The 17,442-nt window shown below is 52.7% G+C and carries 22 protein-coding genes, 1 tRNA gene and 1 pseudogene; 18 read left to right on the top strand and 6 right to left on the bottom strand.

Annotated features, from left to right (window positions below; genetic code table 11):
• Nucleotides 1-51 precede the first annotated feature (51 nt).
• From PXC00_RS09980 to PXC00_RS09965, 4 genes are all read left to right on the top strand, one after another.
• On the top strand, nt 52-1,071 hold the full coding sequence (locus PXC00_RS09980; RefSeq protein WP_275846436.1) for a carbohydrate ABC transporter permease: 1,020 nt from the start codon (nt 52-54) through the stop codon (nt 1,069-1,071).
• A 107-nt stretch (nt 1,072-1,178) separates the two neighbouring features.
• Entirely contained in the window at nt 1,179-2,606 is a 1,428-nt protein-coding gene (locus tag PXC00_RS09975) for an extracellular solute-binding protein (RefSeq protein WP_275846439.1), read from the top strand.
• 210 nt (nt 2,607-2,816) lie between these two features.
• The gene (locus PXC00_RS09970; RefSeq protein ID WP_275846441.1) at nt 2,817-3,680 is read left to right on the top strand and encodes an AraC family transcriptional regulator; all 864 of its coding nucleotides are present in this window, start codon (nt 2,817-2,819) and stop codon (nt 3,678-3,680) included.
• Nucleotides 3,681-3,835: 155 nt separating this feature from the next.
• Nucleotides 3,836-3,911: transfer RNA gene (locus PXC00_RS09965), tRNA-Pro, on the top strand.
• A gap of 53 nt (nt 3,912-3,964) precedes the next feature.
• Here the strand turns inward: PXC00_RS09965 and PXC00_RS09960 are convergent.
• The 6 genes and pseudogenes from PXC00_RS09960 to PXC00_RS09935 form a co-directional block, all read right to left on the bottom strand.
• On the bottom strand, nt 3,965-4,528 hold the full coding sequence (locus PXC00_RS09960) for a tyrosine-type recombinase/integrase (RefSeq protein WP_275846443.1): 564 nt from the start codon (nt 4,526-4,528) through the stop codon (nt 3,965-3,967).
• A gap of 132 nt (nt 4,529-4,660) precedes the next feature.
• Nucleotides 4,661-4,864, bottom strand: coding sequence for a helix-turn-helix domain-containing protein (locus PXC00_RS09955; protein ID WP_275846445.1), 204 nt, complete (start codon nt 4,862-4,864; stop codon nt 4,661-4,663).
• Complete coding sequence (locus PXC00_RS09950) at nt 4,857-5,066, bottom strand: type II toxin-antitoxin system HicB family antitoxin (RefSeq protein ID WP_275846447.1); 210 nt, start codon at nt 5,064-5,066, stop codon at nt 4,857-4,859. The genes PXC00_RS09955 and PXC00_RS09950 overlap by 8 nt, the downstream gene beginning before the upstream one ends.
• 78 nt (nt 5,067-5,144) lie before the next feature.
• Complete coding sequence (locus PXC00_RS09945) at nt 5,145-5,297, bottom strand: hypothetical protein (protein WP_275846449.1); 153 nt, start codon at nt 5,295-5,297, stop codon at nt 5,145-5,147.
• A gap of 203 nt (nt 5,298-5,500) precedes the next feature.
• Nucleotides 5,501-6,444 (bottom strand): annotated as a pseudogene (locus tag PXC00_RS09940) (IS5 family transposase).
• A gap of 38 nt (nt 6,445-6,482) precedes the next feature.
• Entirely contained in the window at nt 6,483-7,433 is a 951-nt protein-coding gene (locus tag PXC00_RS09935; protein WP_275846306.1) for a type I restriction endonuclease, read from the bottom strand.
• Nucleotides 7,434-7,504: 71 nt separating this feature from the next.
• Between PXC00_RS09935 and PXC00_RS09930 the strand changes: the two genes are divergently transcribed.
• From PXC00_RS09930 to PXC00_RS09865, 14 genes are all read left to right on the top strand, one after another.
• Nucleotides 7,505-9,247 (top strand): putative polysaccharide biosynthesis protein, encoded by a 1,743-nt coding sequence (locus PXC00_RS09930; RefSeq protein ID WP_275846304.1) that lies wholly within the window; start codon nt 7,505-7,507, stop codon nt 9,245-9,247.
• Nucleotides 9,248-9,293: 46 nt separating this feature from the next.
• Nucleotides 9,294-10,004, top strand: coding sequence for a nucleoside triphosphate pyrophosphohydrolase (mazG, locus tag PXC00_RS09925; RefSeq protein WP_275846302.1), 711 nt, complete (start codon nt 9,294-9,296; stop codon nt 10,002-10,004).
• Between the two features lie 2 nt (nt 10,005-10,006).
• Complete coding sequence (locus tag PXC00_RS09920) at nt 10,007-10,282, top strand: HU family DNA-binding protein (protein ID WP_275846300.1); 276 nt, start codon at nt 10,007-10,009, stop codon at nt 10,280-10,282.
• A 186-nt stretch (nt 10,283-10,468) separates the two neighbouring features.
• Nucleotides 10,469-10,885 carry a YjdF family protein gene (locus tag PXC00_RS09915; RefSeq protein ID WP_275846298.1) on the top strand — a complete coding sequence of 139 codons (417 nt, stop codon included), beginning with the start codon at nt 10,469-10,471 and terminating at the stop codon, nt 10,883-10,885.
• Between the two features lie 33 nt (nt 10,886-10,918).
• A complete protein-coding gene (locus PXC00_RS09910; RefSeq protein WP_275846296.1) occupies nt 10,919-11,164 on the top strand; it encodes an RNA-binding S4 domain-containing protein in 246 nt (81 codons plus the stop codon).
• A gap of 52 nt (nt 11,165-11,216) precedes the next feature.
• Nucleotides 11,217-11,507 carry a sporulation protein YabP gene (yabP, locus tag PXC00_RS09905; RefSeq protein WP_275846294.1) on the top strand — a complete coding sequence of 97 codons (291 nt, stop codon included), beginning with the start codon at nt 11,217-11,219 and terminating at the stop codon, nt 11,505-11,507.
• On the top strand, nt 11,507-12,190 hold the full coding sequence (gene yabQ, locus PXC00_RS09900; protein ID WP_275846292.1) for a spore cortex biosynthesis protein YabQ: 684 nt from the start codon (nt 11,507-11,509) through the stop codon (nt 12,188-12,190). Before yabP ends, yabQ begins: the two co-directional genes overlap by 1 nt.
• A complete protein-coding gene (locus PXC00_RS09895) occupies nt 12,117-12,341 on the top strand; it encodes an FtsB family cell division protein (protein WP_275846290.1) in 225 nt (74 codons plus the stop codon). Before yabQ ends, PXC00_RS09895 begins: the two co-directional genes overlap by 74 nt.
• A gap of 42 nt (nt 12,342-12,383) precedes the next feature.
• Entirely contained in the window at nt 12,384-12,875 is a 492-nt protein-coding gene (locus tag PXC00_RS09890) for a S1 RNA-binding domain-containing protein (RefSeq protein WP_275846288.1), read from the top strand.
• 98 nt (nt 12,876-12,973) lie between these two features.
• Complete coding sequence (locus PXC00_RS09885) at nt 12,974-14,140, top strand: amidohydrolase (protein ID WP_275846286.1); 1,167 nt, start codon at nt 12,974-12,976, stop codon at nt 14,138-14,140.
• 15 nt (nt 14,141-14,155) lie between these two features.
• On the top strand, nt 14,156-14,995 hold the full coding sequence (locus PXC00_RS09880) for a fumarate hydratase (protein WP_275846284.1): 840 nt from the start codon (nt 14,156-14,158) through the stop codon (nt 14,993-14,995).
• A gap of 172 nt (nt 14,996-15,167) precedes the next feature.
• Nucleotides 15,168-15,707, top strand: a complete 540-nt coding sequence (gene hpf, locus PXC00_RS09875) for a ribosome hibernation-promoting factor, HPF/YfiA family (RefSeq protein WP_275846282.1) — start codon at nt 15,168-15,170, stop codon at nt 15,705-15,707.
• 69 nt (nt 15,708-15,776) lie between these two features.
• On the top strand, nt 15,777-16,934 hold the full coding sequence (locus PXC00_RS09870; RefSeq protein ID WP_275846280.1) for a THUMP domain-containing class I SAM-dependent RNA methyltransferase: 1,158 nt from the start codon (nt 15,777-15,779) through the stop codon (nt 16,932-16,934).
• A 221-nt stretch (nt 16,935-17,155) separates the two neighbouring features.
• Nucleotides 17,156-17,440, top strand: coding sequence for a co-chaperone GroES (locus PXC00_RS09865; protein ID WP_275846278.1), 285 nt, complete (start codon nt 17,156-17,158; stop codon nt 17,438-17,440).
• Nucleotides 17,441-17,442: the final 2 nt, after the last annotated feature.

The following is a 17,442-nucleotide window of genomic DNA, read 5'->3' as shown; positions in this document are numbered from 1 at the left end:
GCGCCAAGAACCGCGGGGCTTTACCAAAGTTTTTACAGGGGGGACGAAAAATTGAGTATTCCCGGTTGTATCGCCAAAATCAAAGAAAAACCGGCCGCGAAAGCGCGAGCGGAACAATCGCCGCAGGCGCTGGCAGAGAAAAGGCTGCGCACGAAGCGCGGGTTCCGTGCGGTGGCGCAGGTTCTGCAGAAAATCTTCGTTGCCATTATTTTTATTGGGTTAAGTTATGTTATCCTTAGCCCGCTGATCGGCATGATTTCACATTCGTTTATGAACATCAGCGATTACTACAATCCACTGGTGTACCTGTTCCCAACCAAGCCAACGCTGAATAATTTTACTGAGGTGTGGGAGCAGCTGGGCTGCCCGGGCTCGCTGCTGTACACGCTGCTGTACTCATTCCTGCTGATGCTGATGCAGACGTTCATTTGCGGGTTTGTCGGCTATGGTTTTGCAAGGTTTAAATTTCCCGGACATAACCTGCTGTTTGCGCTGGTGATTTTGACCTTTGTGGTACCAGTGCAGACGTTTATGGTGCCGCTGTACTCCCAGTTCCGTAACTTTGACTTTCTGGGACTGTTTCAGCAGTTTGCGGGCGGGCCGGTCAATCTGTTGGGAACACCGCTGCCAATTTTTTTGATGACGCTGACAGGCTCGGGGCTGCGCTCGGGGTTGTTCATCTACATTTTCCGGCAGTTCTTCAAGGGCCTGCCGCAGGAGATTGAGTGGGCGGCGTTCATTGACGGCGCAGGGCCGTTTTACACATACTTTGTGGTGATGCTGCCAAACGCCAGCGCCGCCATTACCACCGTGCTGCTGTTCTCTTTTGTCTGGCAGTACAACGACATTTTCTATGCTTCTCTGTTTATGGATAACTCCAGCTTGCTGGCAAATCAGATTTCCACACTGTCCGATAAAATCGGCACCCTGCTGAACCTCAAAGACCCGAATGAGGTGACGCTGTATGTGCACGCCGGCATTACACTGGTGATTGTTCCGCTGATTATCATTTATCTGTTTCTGCAGAAACGCTTTATGGAAAGCATTGACCGCAGCGGCATTGTCGGCTGACGGCTGTTTGCACAGTGCTAAAGGCAGAGCTGTTTTTTCGGTTTCTATTTCTGCCGGTGAAAGCCGGCAGTCATCAATATCATTATTTGTGACGAGGAGTGTGTCAGATGAAAAAGGTTAAACGTACCGTATGCCTGCTGCTGGCTGCCAGTATGGTTGGCTGGACGGCAGGGTGCAGCCAGGGTAGCAGCGGGGCAAAAACCGCGAACACCACAGCTTCGGCAGGCAGCAAGGCTTCCACGGCGTCTTCTGTTTCCGGCCCATGGGATAAATACAAACCGGTTGACTTAAAGGGACGCACCATCACCATTGCGTACAACTGGCAGCACGTGCCGGCAACCACAGCGGAAAAACTCGACCCTAAAAAGGCAACTAAGGGAGAAATGAAAGATCTCGAAAACATGAAGCGTATTGAAAAGAAATACAACTGCAAAATTAAGTACATCAATATTCCCTACGATCAGCTTTATAAAAAGCTGACAGCCAGCGTTATGGCAGGTGCGCCGTGTGCGGATCTCATCAACATTTCCGCATCCATGAGCATCAGCGCCGCGAAAGCCAATATGATTCAGCCGCTGGACGACATTGCGCCCAAAAACTGCGATATGTTCAATGAGCAAAAAATCCTGACGCCGGTTAAGTATTTCGGCAAAACCTACGATATGGCGACCTATGATATTGGAACATCCGGCGGGCTGATTGGCTTTAACCGGGACTTGATTCAAAAGCTGGGCATGGAGCAGCCCGATGAGCTGTATAAGGAAGGCAAGTGGGACTGGGACCATTTCCTGCAGATTGCAAAGGCAGCCACAAAGGATACAGACGGCGATGGTAAGACCGACCAGTGGGGTGTTGGCGGTATTCCGTATTCGCTCGGTTCCCTGTTTGTCGCTTCTAATGGTGGTTACCTGCTGGATGAAACCAACAAAAAGACCGGCATCAACGATTCGAAAACCGTGGAAGCCTTTAACTTCATGAACAAACTGTACAACGTTGATAAAGTGGCCTATCTGAAAGACCGTTCCTCTAAGGCGAACTGGTACAGCGACGGAACCGGCGATGACTTCAAAAAAGGAAATCTCGCCATGTTCTATGTGGAACTGTACATGATTCCGACAGACACGAAGCTCAGCTATAAGATTGGCTGTGTTCCCACGCCAAAGGGGCCGTCCAGCACATCGGATGCAAGATGGTTCAAGAGTCCCAGCGGCATGACCATTCCCAAAGGCGTCAAAGACCCCAAGGTCGTCTTCCAAATTTTCGAGGAACTTGCCGCACCGTACGGCTCTGATTATAAAACGCGCGACAAACAGGCAAAAGAATGGCTGGAAAAGGGCTTTCCAACTGAAGCGGATGTGGAAATGTACATGATGAACAGCAAAAAATGCGCTCAGATTGATAACGCCGGTGCCATTGAGGACTATTCCCTGAACAATGTGGTGAGCGGCTTTATTAAGCAGGGCAAAACGCCGGCGCAGGCGGCGCAGCAGTACAAACAGCAGTCACAGGCGCAGATTAAATCCAAACTGGGATGAGCAATTTCCTGTGGTCTGTGTAAGCTTTTTTTAAAGAAGCAGTCTGCCGGGTAACGAATCTGCATCAGTTACCGGACGGACTGCTTCTTTCTATATTTCATCCGAATTTTCAAGAAAGATACGATATCATGGTAATAAAAATCCCGATATTTATAACTTTGATAGAAAAAGAAAATGGGTATTTGAAAAGGAATAGAGAGGAGAAATCTAATGAGAATCGAGGGACTTCATGAAAAAGGGATTTTCGAGGAGCCGTTTCCGTTTCGCGTGATTGTGGATCGGAACCCACACTTTCACTATCCATCGCACTGGCACAATGCGTATGAAATTATCTATGTGGCAGAGCAATCGTTTATTGTGACCGTGAACGCTCAGCGCTATGTGCTTGATAAAGGCGACATTCTGTTTATTCCGGGCGGACATATTCATACCTGCGAGGGAGAAGTGCCGGACGGCGTGCGGGTTTTTATCAACTTTGAGCTGGAGGATTTTCATTGCTACCTGAGCATGGAGGACGCCAAGTCCTGCCTTTCTGCAGAGCAGCTGATTACGCCCGCCAATTTGGAGGTTTACCCGCGGATTGTTTCTGAAATTAAAAAAATTCTGCAGTTTAATGTGCAAAAAGAGTCCGTGGGCATTCTCTACTATATCGCAAGGATATTAGATATTCTGGTGCTGCTGTGCCACAATGCGTCCATGCGGCAAACTATGGCGGCTGCCGGTTTAAACAAGGGGAAAAAGAAGGTCGGTCTGCAGAAAATCAGCAAGTCACTGACGTTTATTCAGGAAAATTATATGCGGGATATTCACCTGCGGGATGTTGCAGGGGCAGCAGGGTTCAGCGAGTATTATTTTGCACGGTTGTTCAAGGAAACAACCGAAAAAAGTTTTCACTGGTATCTCAATGCGTATCGCGTTAAAAAAGCGGAGGCGCTGCTGATGGATTCCACTTACAGCATTGGCGATGTGGCGCAGGCAGTCGGCTTTAACAGTTTGATTACCTTTGACCGTGTGTTTCATCAGTTGAAAGGTTGCTCTCCGGAAGAATTTCGGAAGCTGCAGGTTCGGTTTTAAAGGCAGCAGCGCTTGGTTGACTTGTGCGTTCGGTTGTGCTATAATCACAAACAGGCGCAGCGGAAAGCAGATGATATTTGCGGGATTCTGCAAATTTTTCTGCAAAAAGGATTGAAAATTCTGCCGCTTTGTAGTATAATACTCCTGTTTGTTATCCGGGTGTGGCGCAGTTGGTAGCGCGCTTGACTGGGGGTCAAGAGGCCGTGAGTTCAAGTCTCGCCACTCGGACCAAGTAAAAACCGCATGGTTGAGCCATTCTTTAAGGCTTTCCCATGCGGTTTCTTTTATTCATTTTCGGCTTTGACTACCTTTTGACTACTTTTGCTTTTCTGACTACTGAAATAGGCTGTAATTTTGTCGGCGCTTTTCGCGACATTCTGCTGAGCGATGTGCGTATAAATTTCTGCGGTCATCCGAATGTCAGAGTGCCCCAGCAGATACTGCGCGGTTTTAAGGTCTACGCCGGCACGGTACAAGCTTGTGGCATAGGAGCGCCGCAGCATATGCGGATGGGCGCCTGACACAAGGCGCGTGGCTTGCTGCCAAAGTCGCTTGACAATCATGCCGCCATCTGCTGCCGGGACAACGTACAAACTGCTGCGCACAGCGGCGGCTATTTCCGCCAATTGCGGCGGGACGGGGATTGTGCGGTGAGAAGCCTTGCTTTTGAGCGATTGATCCGGGTCGGCCTGATGATTGCCGGGGAACGAAATTGCGCAGTTTACCGTCAGCTTTTCGCCGGACAAGTCGCCCCACTGCAGCCCCAGTATTTCTTTCCGCCGCAGTCCCGCGTATATGCCAAGTGCGCAAAAGGTCAGCGCCCGGCCGATCAGATGCGTTAGAAGCAAGTTCTGCTCATCTTCCGATTTGCTGCCATCGGAAAGCGTAATTTTACGCTGTTAGCGCCCATCTGTGCGCTTTGTGAGTTTTGCCATTGCGTCCTCCTAAAAAATATGCCCTGCCAAAATGCAGGGCAGTGATCAGCATTTTTGAATTGTCAGCTTGTAACCGATTGGCCTTAAAATTTTTTGCATAGTGGACAGTGTGGGCACGCTGGAGCCGTTTTCAATCCGTGCCACATTGGACTGCTTCAGACCAGCGAGTTCCGCGAGCTGGGTTTGTGACAGTCCGGATTCTTTGCGGATTTTTGCTAATTGCATACTGAGTTCATTCATGTCAGGCATACTGCAACCTCCCTTTGGATTCAGGGATGGTGCGGCCGAGCGCGGCAGCTGTTTCAAGCCATTCATCTATGACACGCTCCACAGCGGCCAGTGCTTCTGCGCGAGTTTTTCCGTCTGCCATGCAGCCAGGGAGTTCAGGGACTTCCGCGATGTAAGCATCGTCCGCTGCACTCCAATACATCACAACTTCATACTTATTCATCTTTACCGCCTCCAAGCTGATATTTTATAACGACTTCACGGATTTGCTTTGTTTTTATTAGGCTGAATGTTAATAATTTCATCCACATTGGCACGCCAATAAATGATGGTCACCTTTTACGCGGAACTGGAAGCCAAGAGAAGAAAGGAGCCGCTGCAGTTCGCTGAAAGTAATATTTGCATCTTGCGTTCCGCGCAAAACCTTAATCATTAGCTTTTCTTCTCTACTCATTGTAACCACGCCTTTCTTTGATATTTATGTTATACCAAAATTGATATTTTTAAAAAATATAATAAAGATTCCGGTCATAGTGACCGGGAAAGCAATGTTAATTAAGGGCAACACCGCACAATGGCATAAAAAATCCACGCCATCTGCCAAAGGCGGCAAACAGCGAGGAACTCTCCCAATTATATCTGCGAAGGCAAACGCAATCAGACTGACAGGCAGGGCCTGTCAGCCAGAATCAGATTCGCCAACGCAAACATCATATTCAGTTTGGCGGTCTGCTTTTGCAGACCTCGGTATCGCGTCTTTCGGTACCGTAACAGACCTTTCACAACGGCAAAAACATGTTCTACTTTGGCACGAACCGATGACTTTTCGTGCTCTCTGCGCTTGAGTTGGGCTTGCGACCTGTTGGAACCCTTTTTGATTTGCGATGGGCGACGATTGAACTTGTAACGGATACGCTTGCCAGCATTGTTCTTTATAATGGCATCCTCGCGCTTTTCCGCTCCCAAATATCCGCTGTCTCCGTATACAACGCTTTCCTCTCCGGTCAGCAGTTTGGAGGTCATGGCGACATCATGGACATTGGCGGCCGTTACCTCAACCGTGTGAACAAGCCCGCTATCCTTATCCACCCCAACATGTGCCTTGTAGCCAAAGTGCCACGCATTGCCCTTCTTCACCTGATGTGCATCCGGGTCTCGCTGCTTCTCCTGATTTTTCGTGGAGGACGGAGCGGCTATGATGGTGGAATCCACAATGGTACCCTTTTTCAGAAGCAGTCCCTTTTGTTGCAGCAAATTTGCCACCTGCGCAAACAACTGCTCCTGCAAACCGTTTTGTATGAGAATATTACGAAATCTTCCCAGCGTATCCCCGTCCGGCACCTGATTGCTTGATTCCACGCCGCAGAAATCCGAAAAGGCACGACTGTCGATCGTTTCAGCCACCGTTGCTTCGTCGGATAGATTATATAGGTTTTGCAGCAGATACAGCCGCAGCATCAGTTCCAAATCATAGGGCTTGTTTCCGTGCTCTCCTTTGTAGTAGCATGGCTTGATCATGGCCACCCATTTCCCCATTCGAGAAATTCTTTTTTCTTCGTACGCACCTGTGCCAGTTCATCGCACAGAGCTGACATACTCATCTGCTTATCCATATACCTATTTTATCATATCTCGCTTCTTACCGCAGCTTTTTTTCTGTGCGGTGTTGCCTAAGATAACGGCTTGCTGATTCTATAATTGAGTCTTTAAGCTTTGAAATGTCATAAACACTTTCAAGTGGATACTTGATTTCTTTTTTCTCCTCATCTGGAATAATAAGCGTTTTATGCGCGGAATTGAATGAAAAACGGCAAATCCATTTTGTAACTTTTCCCTGATATAGCACGGAAAAATAATTGATAGTATCCTTGCATGCAATATCAGTTTCCGGGATAATGTCATGTAGAATCATTCTGACAGCAAAATAAGCGTCCAACTCATCCTGTGTCGTAACGATTTTACTTGATGAGTTACTTTCTGCTTCAACATTTGTATCAGAATCCTGATTGATAAGTGTATCATTAGTAACTGTAACGGATGGTTGTGCATCGTCCGCATTGAGTGCAGACTTGATTTTATCATTCATCAATTCACTTATGTAGCCATTTAGTGATTTTTTAAGGATAGGGCGGAATTTTTCCATAACATTTTGTGTTTTAACGCCGGAGTAAACGGTATTAAGGAAAAACTTTAAAAAATCGTCTGAAGGATTCTGAAGCTCGTCTGAAAACACGGCACGGAATTGGTGGGAATATTTCAATTCAGATGCCGTGTTAAAAATATTATCGACACTGAATGAGGATTTTTGAAACTTTTTCAATTCTGGAATTTGTGTATCCTTTAAATTCAGCATATCAATTTCCAGAAATGGAGATTCATCCATTTTGTTTGGTTCTTCAAGGTCGGTATAAAAGCGATAAATCAGTCCATTTGTAAGGATAGCGAATTTGGCGGTTGAAGTTCCAAAATAGCGAAACAGTTGAGAATCATGCTTCTCTAAAGGTTCTCCAGCCCATTTGCACTCAATTAAAATAACCGGATTGCTGTCCGACATAATGGCGTAATCAACACGTTCACCTTCGGCGCTCATGCGCTGCGGATATTTCCCCGCTTTTTCGCATACATATCCAAGGAGACTGTGAGGAAACGGAAGTGTTCAGTTTGGCGCGAAAAAGTCAGAGCTTTTTAAAGGGAGCCGCGGTGCTGGTCGGCGCGGTGGCGGTCGTGAAAGTTTTGGGAGCACTGTTTAAAATCCCGCTGAGCTGGATTTTGACGCCGGTCGGCAGCGCGTACTTCGGCAGTGCGTATTCCCTGTACTTTCCCATTTACAGTTTGGCGGCGGCGGGCTTTCCTACGGCGGTGGCACGCATGGTGAGCGCTCGCTGCGCGCGGGGCAGCTTTCGGGATGTACGGGCTTTGCACCAAGTAACGGTGCGGCTGTTTACGGTGATTGGGTTCTGCGCCTTTGCACTCATGACGGCGCTGTCGTGGCCGTATGCCAATCTGGCGGTGCGCACTGGGCCGCAGACGGTTTTGCCGGCGGTTTGGGCGCTGGCACCCTGCGCGCTGTTCTGCAGCCTGCTGTCCGCTTACCGCGGCCTTTATGAAGGGATGCGCAACATGACGCCCACTGCCGTGTCACAGGTGGTTGAGGCGGCAGGCAGATTAATTTTCGGGCTGGGGTTGTGTGCGCTGACGGCAGCGGCCGCCGCACGGGAGTATGCGCTGCACGGCACCGTCTGGGGAACACCGCAGCCTTCGGAAGCTTATGCGCGTCTGGCAGCGCTGCCGGCGTGTGCGGCGGGCGCGGTGTTCGGCGTGACCATCGGCAGTATGCTGGCATTTCTGTATCTGATAGTGTATTACCACAAAAACGGAGACGGTATTACCGAAGCGGAGCTGCGCCGCGCGCCGCCGCCGGCTGCCGCAGGAACCTTGCGGCGGGAACTGGTGCGCACAGCGGTGCCGATTGCGCTGGGGTCGCTGGCGGTCAATCTTTCCACACTGGTGGATGCCGCCCTGCTGAACCGGCGGCTGAGCGACTTAATGCTGCAGATGCCCAATGTGCTGCTGCAGACCTATGCGGGGCTTCTGCCGCAGGAAGTGATTCGGATGCAGAGCGTGCCGTCTTTCCTGTATGGCTGTTATACAAATGCCAATACTATGTTTATGTTGGTTCCTACGGTGACGCAGGCGTTTGCCATGAGCGCGCTGCCCAGCGTGACGGCTGCGTGGGCGGCAGGCTCGCGCTCACGGCTGGAAACGTGCGTGCTTTCGGTGCTGCGCCTTTCCGCTATGATTACCATGCCGATGGGCTTGGGGCTTTCCGCGCTGGCAGAGCCGGTCTGTCGGCTGCTGTTCGGTGCGCAGAACGCACCGGAGATTACCGGGCAGATTCTGGCGGTGCTCGGCATTGCTGCGGTTTTTTCCGCTTTGTGCACACCCGTGCAGAGTATGCTGCAGGCAGTGGGGCGGGTGGATCTGCCGGTCAAGTTCCTGTTCGGCGGGTTGGCGGTGAAAAGCGTCCTGAACTATGTGCTGGTCGGCGACCCGCGCTTTCAGGTGATGGGCGCGGCGGTTTCCACGCTGGTCTGCTACGGCGCGATTTTGGTGTGTTCGCTGGCGGCGCTGCATCGGGAAACGAAGCTGAAGCTGCACCTTGCCTCGCTGCTGGGGCGCCCGCTGCTGGCAGGCTCCCTAAGCGCGGTCACGGCAAAGCTTTGCTGGCGTGTACTCGCGCCGCAGGCGGGCAGCGCGGGGGCAACCTGCCTGGCAGTCTGCGCAGCAGTGGTGGTTTATGGCATCTGCGCAGCCCTTTTGGGCGTTATTACCAAAGAGGACAGGAAATCTTTATTCGGTGGAAAATCCGCTAAAAGCCTTGAAAAATCAAGACGCATCGTGTAGAATAGATAAGGCTTTAACATGATTTGGCACTGGGGGCGGCACAGAAGTGGACTTTCAGCCGAAAAGCAAGTATGATTTGCAGGATTTGCGGCAGATTATTAAAATTCTTCGTTCGCCGGAGGGCTGCCCATGGGACCGGAAGCAGAATCATCACTCGATCCGCAATAACTTTATTGAAGAAACCTACGAAGCTGTGGAAGCCATCGACAGCGAAAACAGGGAGCTTTTGTGTGAAGAACTGGGGGATGTTTTGTTTCAAGTGCTGTTTCACTGCCAGCTGGAAGAGGAATGCGGCGGTTTTTCCTTTGCGGACATTGTGGACGGTGCCGCAAAGAAAATGATTGAGCGGCATCCCCATGTGTTTGGCGGCGAGCAGGTCGAAAATGTAGAAGAAGTTTTGCAGAACTGGGATAAGATCAAAGCGGACACCAAGCATCGGAGCAGCGGCACCAAAGTGCTGCAGAGCGTTTCACCGGCACTGCCCGCGCTGATGCGCGCAGCCAAGGTGCAGCAGAAGGCACAGCAGGCGGGGTACCCGCCGGAGCAGAATCCTCAGCCGGCGGACCCACGCGAGGCGGGGGAGCTGCTGCTGCAGGCGGTGCGCGCCGTGCGTGCGGCAGGGCTGGAGCCGGAGCAAGTGCTGGGTGAAGCGACGGAGTCTTATATTCGCGGTTTTGCAGCGTGGGAGGCTGCCGGCGGCGGTTGTGCAGCGGGCTGTGCAGAAAACGAAAAGGACTCAAAAAACGGAGGTATTTAAAAATGAATAAGACCGAACTCATCAATACAGTTGCCGAAAAGGCTGCTGTGTCCAAGAAAGATGCTGAAAATGTCGTCAGTGCTGTGCTTGACACCATTGTCGAAGCGGTTTCCGGCGAGGAAAAGGTTCAGCTGGTCGGCTTTGGCACGTTTGAGTGCCGCAGCCGCAGCGCCCGCCAGGGCCGCGACCCTCGCACGAACAGCACGATTGAGATTCCGGCGTCCAAAGTTCCGGCTTTTAAAGCTGGCAAAGCGTTTAAGGATGCTGTGAACAAGTAATTTTTCGAGTGGATACGGCAGCTACCGGAAACCGGAAGCTGCCTTTTTCTATGAAAGCACAATCTGTTTCAGGCGCAGAGATAAAAACACAGTTCCGGTTGGTAGTCCGGACGCAGCGGCGCTGTCAGTAACCTGCCTCCTTGGTTGTCCGTTCTCTGCGGTTCAAAGTTTTAAGGAGGAACCAAAATGAACAGGACCGTGTCCAAGCTGACCGTGTACTTTGAGGAGCCTTTTTGGGTAGCTGTGTGGGAGCGCAGCGGCGCCGGCGTTTATGAAGCAGGCCGCTTTGTGTTCGGCGCGCAGCCGAAAGACAACGAAGTCTATGCATGGGTTTTAAACCAAAGCGGCAGTCTGCGCTTTGGTCAAAGCAGCGCGGAAGGCGTTGTGGAAAAGCGCAGCAGTCCCAAACGCGAGCAGCGCGCCGCACGCCGCCTGCTGCAGCAGAACGGCGTTGGAACCAAGGCGCAGCAGGCGCTGAAACTGCAGCAGGAGCAGGGCAGGCAGGCGCGCAGAATTCGCACCCGCACGCAGAAAGAAGCGGATAGGGAGCGTTTGTTTGCCCTGCGGGAACAGAAACGCCGTGAAAAGCACCGCGGACACTAAATTTTGGAATTTGACGGCAGAAAGGAATACGCTATGAGACTGGATAAATATTTGAAGGTATCGCGCGTGATTAAGCGCCGCACCGTAGCAAACGAAGCGTGTGATGCCGGGCGTGTGCTGGTGAACGGCAGGCCGGCCCGCGCGTCTTATGATGTCAAGGTCGGCGACAAGTTGGAAATCGCGCTGGGTGCCCACACCGTTAAGGCGGAAGTGCTCAGTGTCAGTGAGTACGCGACGAAGGACAGCGCCGCCTCTATGTACCGTCTTCTGGAAGAATAGCTTTCCCGCGCGCTGCATATATCTTCCTGTATGGACAGGAGGTGTATGCGCGATGTATGAGGAAAAAACAATGAGCGCGTCCAACAGTAAGGCGCCGCATACGGTCACGCTGGACAACCGGCGCGAACTGCGCGCGGCAGGGGTTTCCAAGGTGGACAGTTTTGACGAACAGACGGTTGTGGCTTACACATCCCTGGGGCAGATGGTGGTGCGCGGGGAGGGGCTGCACATTGAAAAACTGAGCGTGGAAACAGGCGAACTGACGCTGACCGGTACAATCTCTTCCATCAGCTATGTGGGGGAGGAAAAGCGCGGCGGTGTTTTGTCGCGCCTGTTCCGCTGATGGACGCTTCCAATGCCCAAAATCTGTTTGCCTTTCTGCTTTTCACCGCTTTGGGGGCGGCGCTGTCGGTTGTTTGGTGCGTGCTGCGGGCGGTACGCGCGCAGCTGCGGGAAAAGGGCGCGTTTAGTATTGTGCTGGAGGCGCTTTTCGGGGTGCTGTGCGCGGTCTGTATCAAGCTGCTGGCGCTGGGCGTCTATTGGGGAGAAGTGCGCGGATTTTTGCTTTTGGGGGCTGGGCTGGGCTTTTGGGCAGTGTATGAAACAGCCGGACGGCTGCTGACATTCTGTATTTGTGCTCTGCTGCGCGCCTGCGTGCGGTTTTTGCTGCGACCGCTGGGGCGGTTGGTGTGCGGAATCGGTCGATTTTTCAGTAAAGCGCTGGCAGTTCCGGTTCGCTTTGTGAAAAAAGTGCTGCAAAGCGTGAAAAACTCCTTGAAATCTGCCCGGCGGTTCGTGTATAATAAAAAAAATGCCAAAAGCACCGCAAAAGGCAGAAATCATGCAGGCCGCGGGAGGGTGAAAGCAGATGCGGGCAGCCAGCAGACCCAAAAAACAGAAAAGTACGCGAAACCTTTTGCTGGGTCTGGCCATCCTCGTGTTTGGTCTGTATATGCTCGCACTGGTGGTCAATCAGCAGTCGCAGATTCGCAGTCAAAAGGCAAAGCTGCAAAGCATCCGAAGTGACATTCAGGTGCAGGAAATTAAAAACAGCGACGTTCGCCATGAGCTGCAAAGCGAAAACCAGAGCAGCGAGTACATTGCCCGCGTGGCGCGCGAAAGCCTGAATATGGCAAAAACAGGAGAGAGAATCTTTATCTGCCCAGGCGGAGACTGACCGCGGGGCGGGGTCAAACTTTAAGGAGGAACAAAGAGTTTTATGCAGCTTGAGGTAGGTACAGTCCTGGAAGGAAAGGTCACCGGCATTACCAAGTTCGGTGCGTTTGTTGAACTTCCCACTGGGCAGACAGGTATGGTTCACATTTCTGAAATCGCGCCTACATTCGTCAAGGAAATCCACGATTTTGTTACAGAAGGACAGACGGTAAAGGTCAAGGTGCTCAACATTGGCGAAAACAACAAAATCAGCCTTTCCATGAAGCAGGCGGAGCCTCATCAGGACGGCGCACCCCGTGCTCGTCAGGGCGGGCGGCCGCCGCGCGCTCCACGCCCCCCACGCCGCCGCCCGGAGCCCCAGCAGCACCGCCCCGGCAGCTATGAGTGGCAGCCCCGCCGCAACGATGCTGCGGATTTTGAAGACATGATGTCCCACTTTAAGCAGACGAGCGACGAAAAAATGTCTGACCTGAAAAAAACCGTAGAGGGCAAGCACGGCGGCTATTCCCGCCGTTCCAACAGCTTTAACAAGTGATTGACCGGCCGCACTGGGCAGCGGGCATCTTCCGCCTGCGCCGTGCGGCCTTTTTCCTGCGGACAGTCCGAACAACAGAGAATACGGGAGAGTCGAAAATGTTATTGATTCACGCAGAAATTCATACCATGGCGGGCGCGGTTCTTGCAGACGGCTGGCTGCAGACCCGCGCGGGAAAAATCGCAGCGCTGGGAGAAATGCCCGCGCCGCAGACGAACGAGGAAATTTACGACTGCCGCGGAGCGGCTATGTATCCTGGCTTTGTGGATGCCCATACCCATTTGGGCATGATGGAGGACGGTCTGACGTTTGAGGGCGACGATGTGAACGAAGACACCGACCCTACCACACCACAGCTGCGCGCCATCGACGGCCTGAACCCGCTGGACCGCGACTTTCGCGAAGCGTTTGAAGCCGGCGTCACGACCGTGGTGACCGGCCCCGGCAGCGCCAACCCTATCGGCGGGCAGATGGCAGCGGTGAAAACCTGCTGCCCCAGCGGTTGTGTGGACGACATGATTTTAAAAGCACCGGTCGCCATCAAAATGGCGATGGGGGAGAACCCAAAAAATGTGTATCGGGAAAAGGAGCGCGGCCCGGTCACCCGTATGGCGACCGCAGCCTTCATTCGTGAGGAGCTTTTTAAAGCCAGACGCTATCTGGAGGAACTGGAGAAAAGCGAAGCAGACGAAGACACCGATCCGCCGGAGTTTGACATGAAGGCGGAGGCACTGCTGCCCGCCCTGCGCCGCGAGGTGGAGGTGCATTTTCACGCACACCGTGCGGACGATATTTTTACGGCGATTCGCCTCGGCAAAGAATTTCATTTGGACTTCGTCATTGTGCATGGTACAGAGGGACATTTAATTGCCGAACGGCTTGCCAAAGAAAATGTGCGCGTTCTTTCCGGCCCGATTCTGTCGGAGCGCTCTAAGCCGGAGCTGCGCAACCTGACGCCGGCTTGCCCTGGTATTCTGAGCAAGGCCGGGGTGCAAACCGCCATTGTTACGGACCATTCGGTGGTGCCCATTCAGTACCTGCCGCTCTGCGCGGGACTTGCTGTACGGGAGGGCATGAGCCGCGAGGACGCCCTGCGCGCCATCACGATTGAGCCCGCGCGTATCTGCCATTTGGAAAACCGTGTCGGTTCTCTGGAGGCAGGCAAGGACGCGGATCTGGTGCTCTTTACAGAAGACCCGCTTTCCAGCCTGACCAAGCCGCGCTTGGTGGTGGCAGACGGAAAGATTGTGTTTGGCCGCAGCTAAAGGGGGAAATCGGGAATGAAGGAATTGGACGCACAGCAGATTACGGAAACCGTGGCGCGGCTTTGTGTGGAGGCGAATCGGCAGCTTCCGCAGGACTTGGAAGCCTGCATCCGCTGCAAAACGGGGGAAGAAACCAACCCGTTGGGCAAAGGAATCCTGCAGGACATCTGCGCAAACATGGGTGCCGCCAGAGAACTGCAGATTCCGGTGTGCCAGGATACCGGAATGGCGGTCATTTTTGCCGAAGTGGGGCAGGAAGTGCATATTTCCGGCAGCTTTGAAGAGGCGGTCAACCGCGGCGTGGCGAAAGGCTACACCGAGGGACTGCTTCGCTGTTCGGTGGCGGCAGACCCGCTTCGCCGCGGCAACACCGGCGACAACACACCGGCGGTTTTGCACACACGACTGGTGCCAGGGGATACGCTGCGTCTGACGGTGGCGCCCAAAGGATTTGGCAGCGAGAACATGAGCCGCCTTTCCATGCTGACACCGGCGGCGTCCGAGCAAGACCTCATCGACTTTGTGGCCGATACCATGCGGCAGGCGGGCAGCAACCCATGTCCGCCGGTTGTGCTGGGCGTCGGAATCGGCGGTGACTTTGAACTGTGTGCTCTGCTTGCGAAAAAAGCGCTTTGCCGTCCGGTTTCGCAGCCAAATGCTGACCCGTACTACGCGGAACTGGAGCGGAAAATGCGCGATGCGGTCAATGCGCTGGATATCGGCCCGCAGGGCTTTGGCGGGGATGTCACCTGCCTTTCATTGGCGATTGAGCAGTATCCCACGCATATTGCAGGGCTGCCGGTGGCGGTAAACGTCGGCTGCCATGTGACACGCCACGCCTCTGCAGTGCTTTAAGAGCGCAGAAAGGGTCGGAAACTTGCCGATTTCCGCAAATTTCGACACTGCTTTTATAAATTTCAGAATAAATTCATGCTTTGACCTTTTCTTTTTTTAGCCAATGTGCTATAGTATCCGTAGAAGAACAGCATGCCTGTTCTTTACGATGCCACGAAGGAGATGTCTGCGTATGAAGGTAACAATTACAGGTAGAAAAGTCAATCTGCGTGAAAACTTTAAGGAACTCGCACGCAAAAAGCTTTCCCGCTTTGACAGAATCTTTAACGAAAACGCCTCTGCCAAAGTGGTCGTCACCGTGGAGCGCAACCGCCAAACCGTGGAAATCACCATTGTCAGTGACGGCATGATTTTCCGCGGCGAGGCTGCCGACCCGGAGATGAACAACGCGCTGGATCAGGTGATCAGCGTACTTGGGCGGCAGATTCGCAAGAACAAGGCAAAGCTGGACAAACAGATTCATTCCACCGCGCTGGATCAGTATGTGCAGCAGTATGTGAATGCCACGGAAGAGCCGGAGGAAGAATATAAAGTTGTGCGTACCAAGCATTTCATAGTCAAACCAATGAGTGTGAATGAAGCAATTCTGCAGATGAATTTGCTGGAGCATCAGTTCTTTATGTTCCGCAATGAGGAAACGGAAGAAATCAATGTCGTTTACCGCCGCCGGCAGGGCAACTACGGGCTGCTGGAGCCGGAGGAAAACGACTGAAAAACAAAAAACGTTTGACTTGCAGAGGCCGGGCCGTACCGGCCTCTCTTGCTGTGTACAGGAGGAACTATGGAAGATTTCAAACTGGCGGCTCCCTGCCTAATGGGAGTCGAGGGACTGGTCGCACAGGAGTTGCGGGAGATGGATGCTCGCGGCGTGGAGGCACAGAACGGTCGTGTGCTGTTTGACGGAACGCCGCAGATGCTCGCACGCGCCAATTTATGCTCCCGCTTTGCGGAGCGGATTCAGGTGTTGGTGGGCACCTTCCCCGCGCACACGTTTGACCAGCTTTTTGAACAGGTAAAGGCACTGCCGTGGGAGCGCTGGATTGGAAAAAACGATGCGTTTCCGGTGAAGGGGCGTTCTCTTTCCTCGCAGCTGCACAGCATTCCGGACTGCCAGAAAATTATTAAAAAAGCCATTGTGGAGCGGCTGCGGCAAAAGTACCGTCTGAGCTGGTTCGCGGAAAGCGGAAATTTGTACCAGGTGCAGTTTCTGATTTTGAAAGACCAGGTCAGCGTGATGCTGGACACCTCCGGCGCGGGTCTGCACAAGCGCGGCTACCGCCAGAACGCGGCGGAAGCACCCATTAAGGAAACCCTGGCGGCGGCGCTGGCAGCACTTTCCCGCGTGCGTACGGATGCCAATCTGTACGACCCATGCTGCGGCTCCGGCACGATTCTGATTGAGTCGGCGATGTATGCCATGCACATGGCGCCAGGGTTGCAGCGCCGCTTTTCCGCGCAGTTTTGGCCGCAGGTGCCGGAAGATCTCTGGAAGCGTGAAAAGGACCGCGCGCTGAGTCTGGTGCTGCGGGACGCTGCTTTTCAAGGGCGCGGCAGCGACATCGACGGCGCGGCGGTGGATTTGACCTTGGACAACGCCCGCAAGGCCGGTGTGATTTCTCACATCAAGGCAGTGAAGGCGGACCTTGCGGATTTTGCGCCGGATACCGAGCACGGCTGTGTCATCTGCAACCCGCCTTACGGAGAGCGGCTGCTGGACCTCAAGCAGGCGGAGGAGCTGTACCGTACGATGGGCAGGGTGTTTCCGGCGCGGCGCGGCTGGAACTACACGGTCATCAGCCCAGACGAAACGTTTGAGGAGTGCTTTGGCCGCCGTGCCGACAAGCGCCGCAAACTTTATAACGGTATGATTAAGTGCCAGACTTATATGTTTTACCGCGCGGCACCTGCCGCGCACCCAAACAGCAGCGCAGATGCATGAAAAAAGAACCGAAATAGCACTCCAGAATTTGGAGTGCTATTTTCATTCTTTTGAGGAATTATAGCGTGCCTAAATGTAAATAATTTATGAAATCAGCAGATTTTCAAAAAAACCTCTTGATTTTTCAGAAAAAGCAGGTAAAATAAGATTAGCACTCAAGAACAAAGAGTGCTAAAACAAATAGCGAATTATTCAACATATCTAAAGGAGGACGTATTTCAATGACAATCAAACCTTTGTCCGACAGAATCCTGATTAAAATGGAAGCACCCGAAGAAACCACACAGAGCGGTATTCTGCTGACCGGAAATGCGAAAGAGAAGCCGCAGGTTGCGGCTGTCGTTGCAGTTGGCCCCGGCGGTTTGGTGGACGGCAAAGAAGTCAAGATGACCGTGAAAGTCGGTGACCGTGTGCTGACCAGCAAATATTCCGGCACCGAAGTAAAGATGGACGGCGAAGAGTACACCATTGTTCGTCAGTCCGATGTCCTTGCAGTCGTTGAGTAATC

The sequence above is a fragment of the Caproicibacterium argilliputei genome (assembly GCF_029211325.2).
Lineage (GTDB): Bacteria > Bacillota > Clostridia > Oscillospirales > Acutalibacteraceae > Caproicibacterium > Caproicibacterium argilliputei.
The sequence above is the reverse complement of the archived record's forward strand: the minus strand, read 5'-3'. Positions and strand labels throughout refer to the sequence as shown.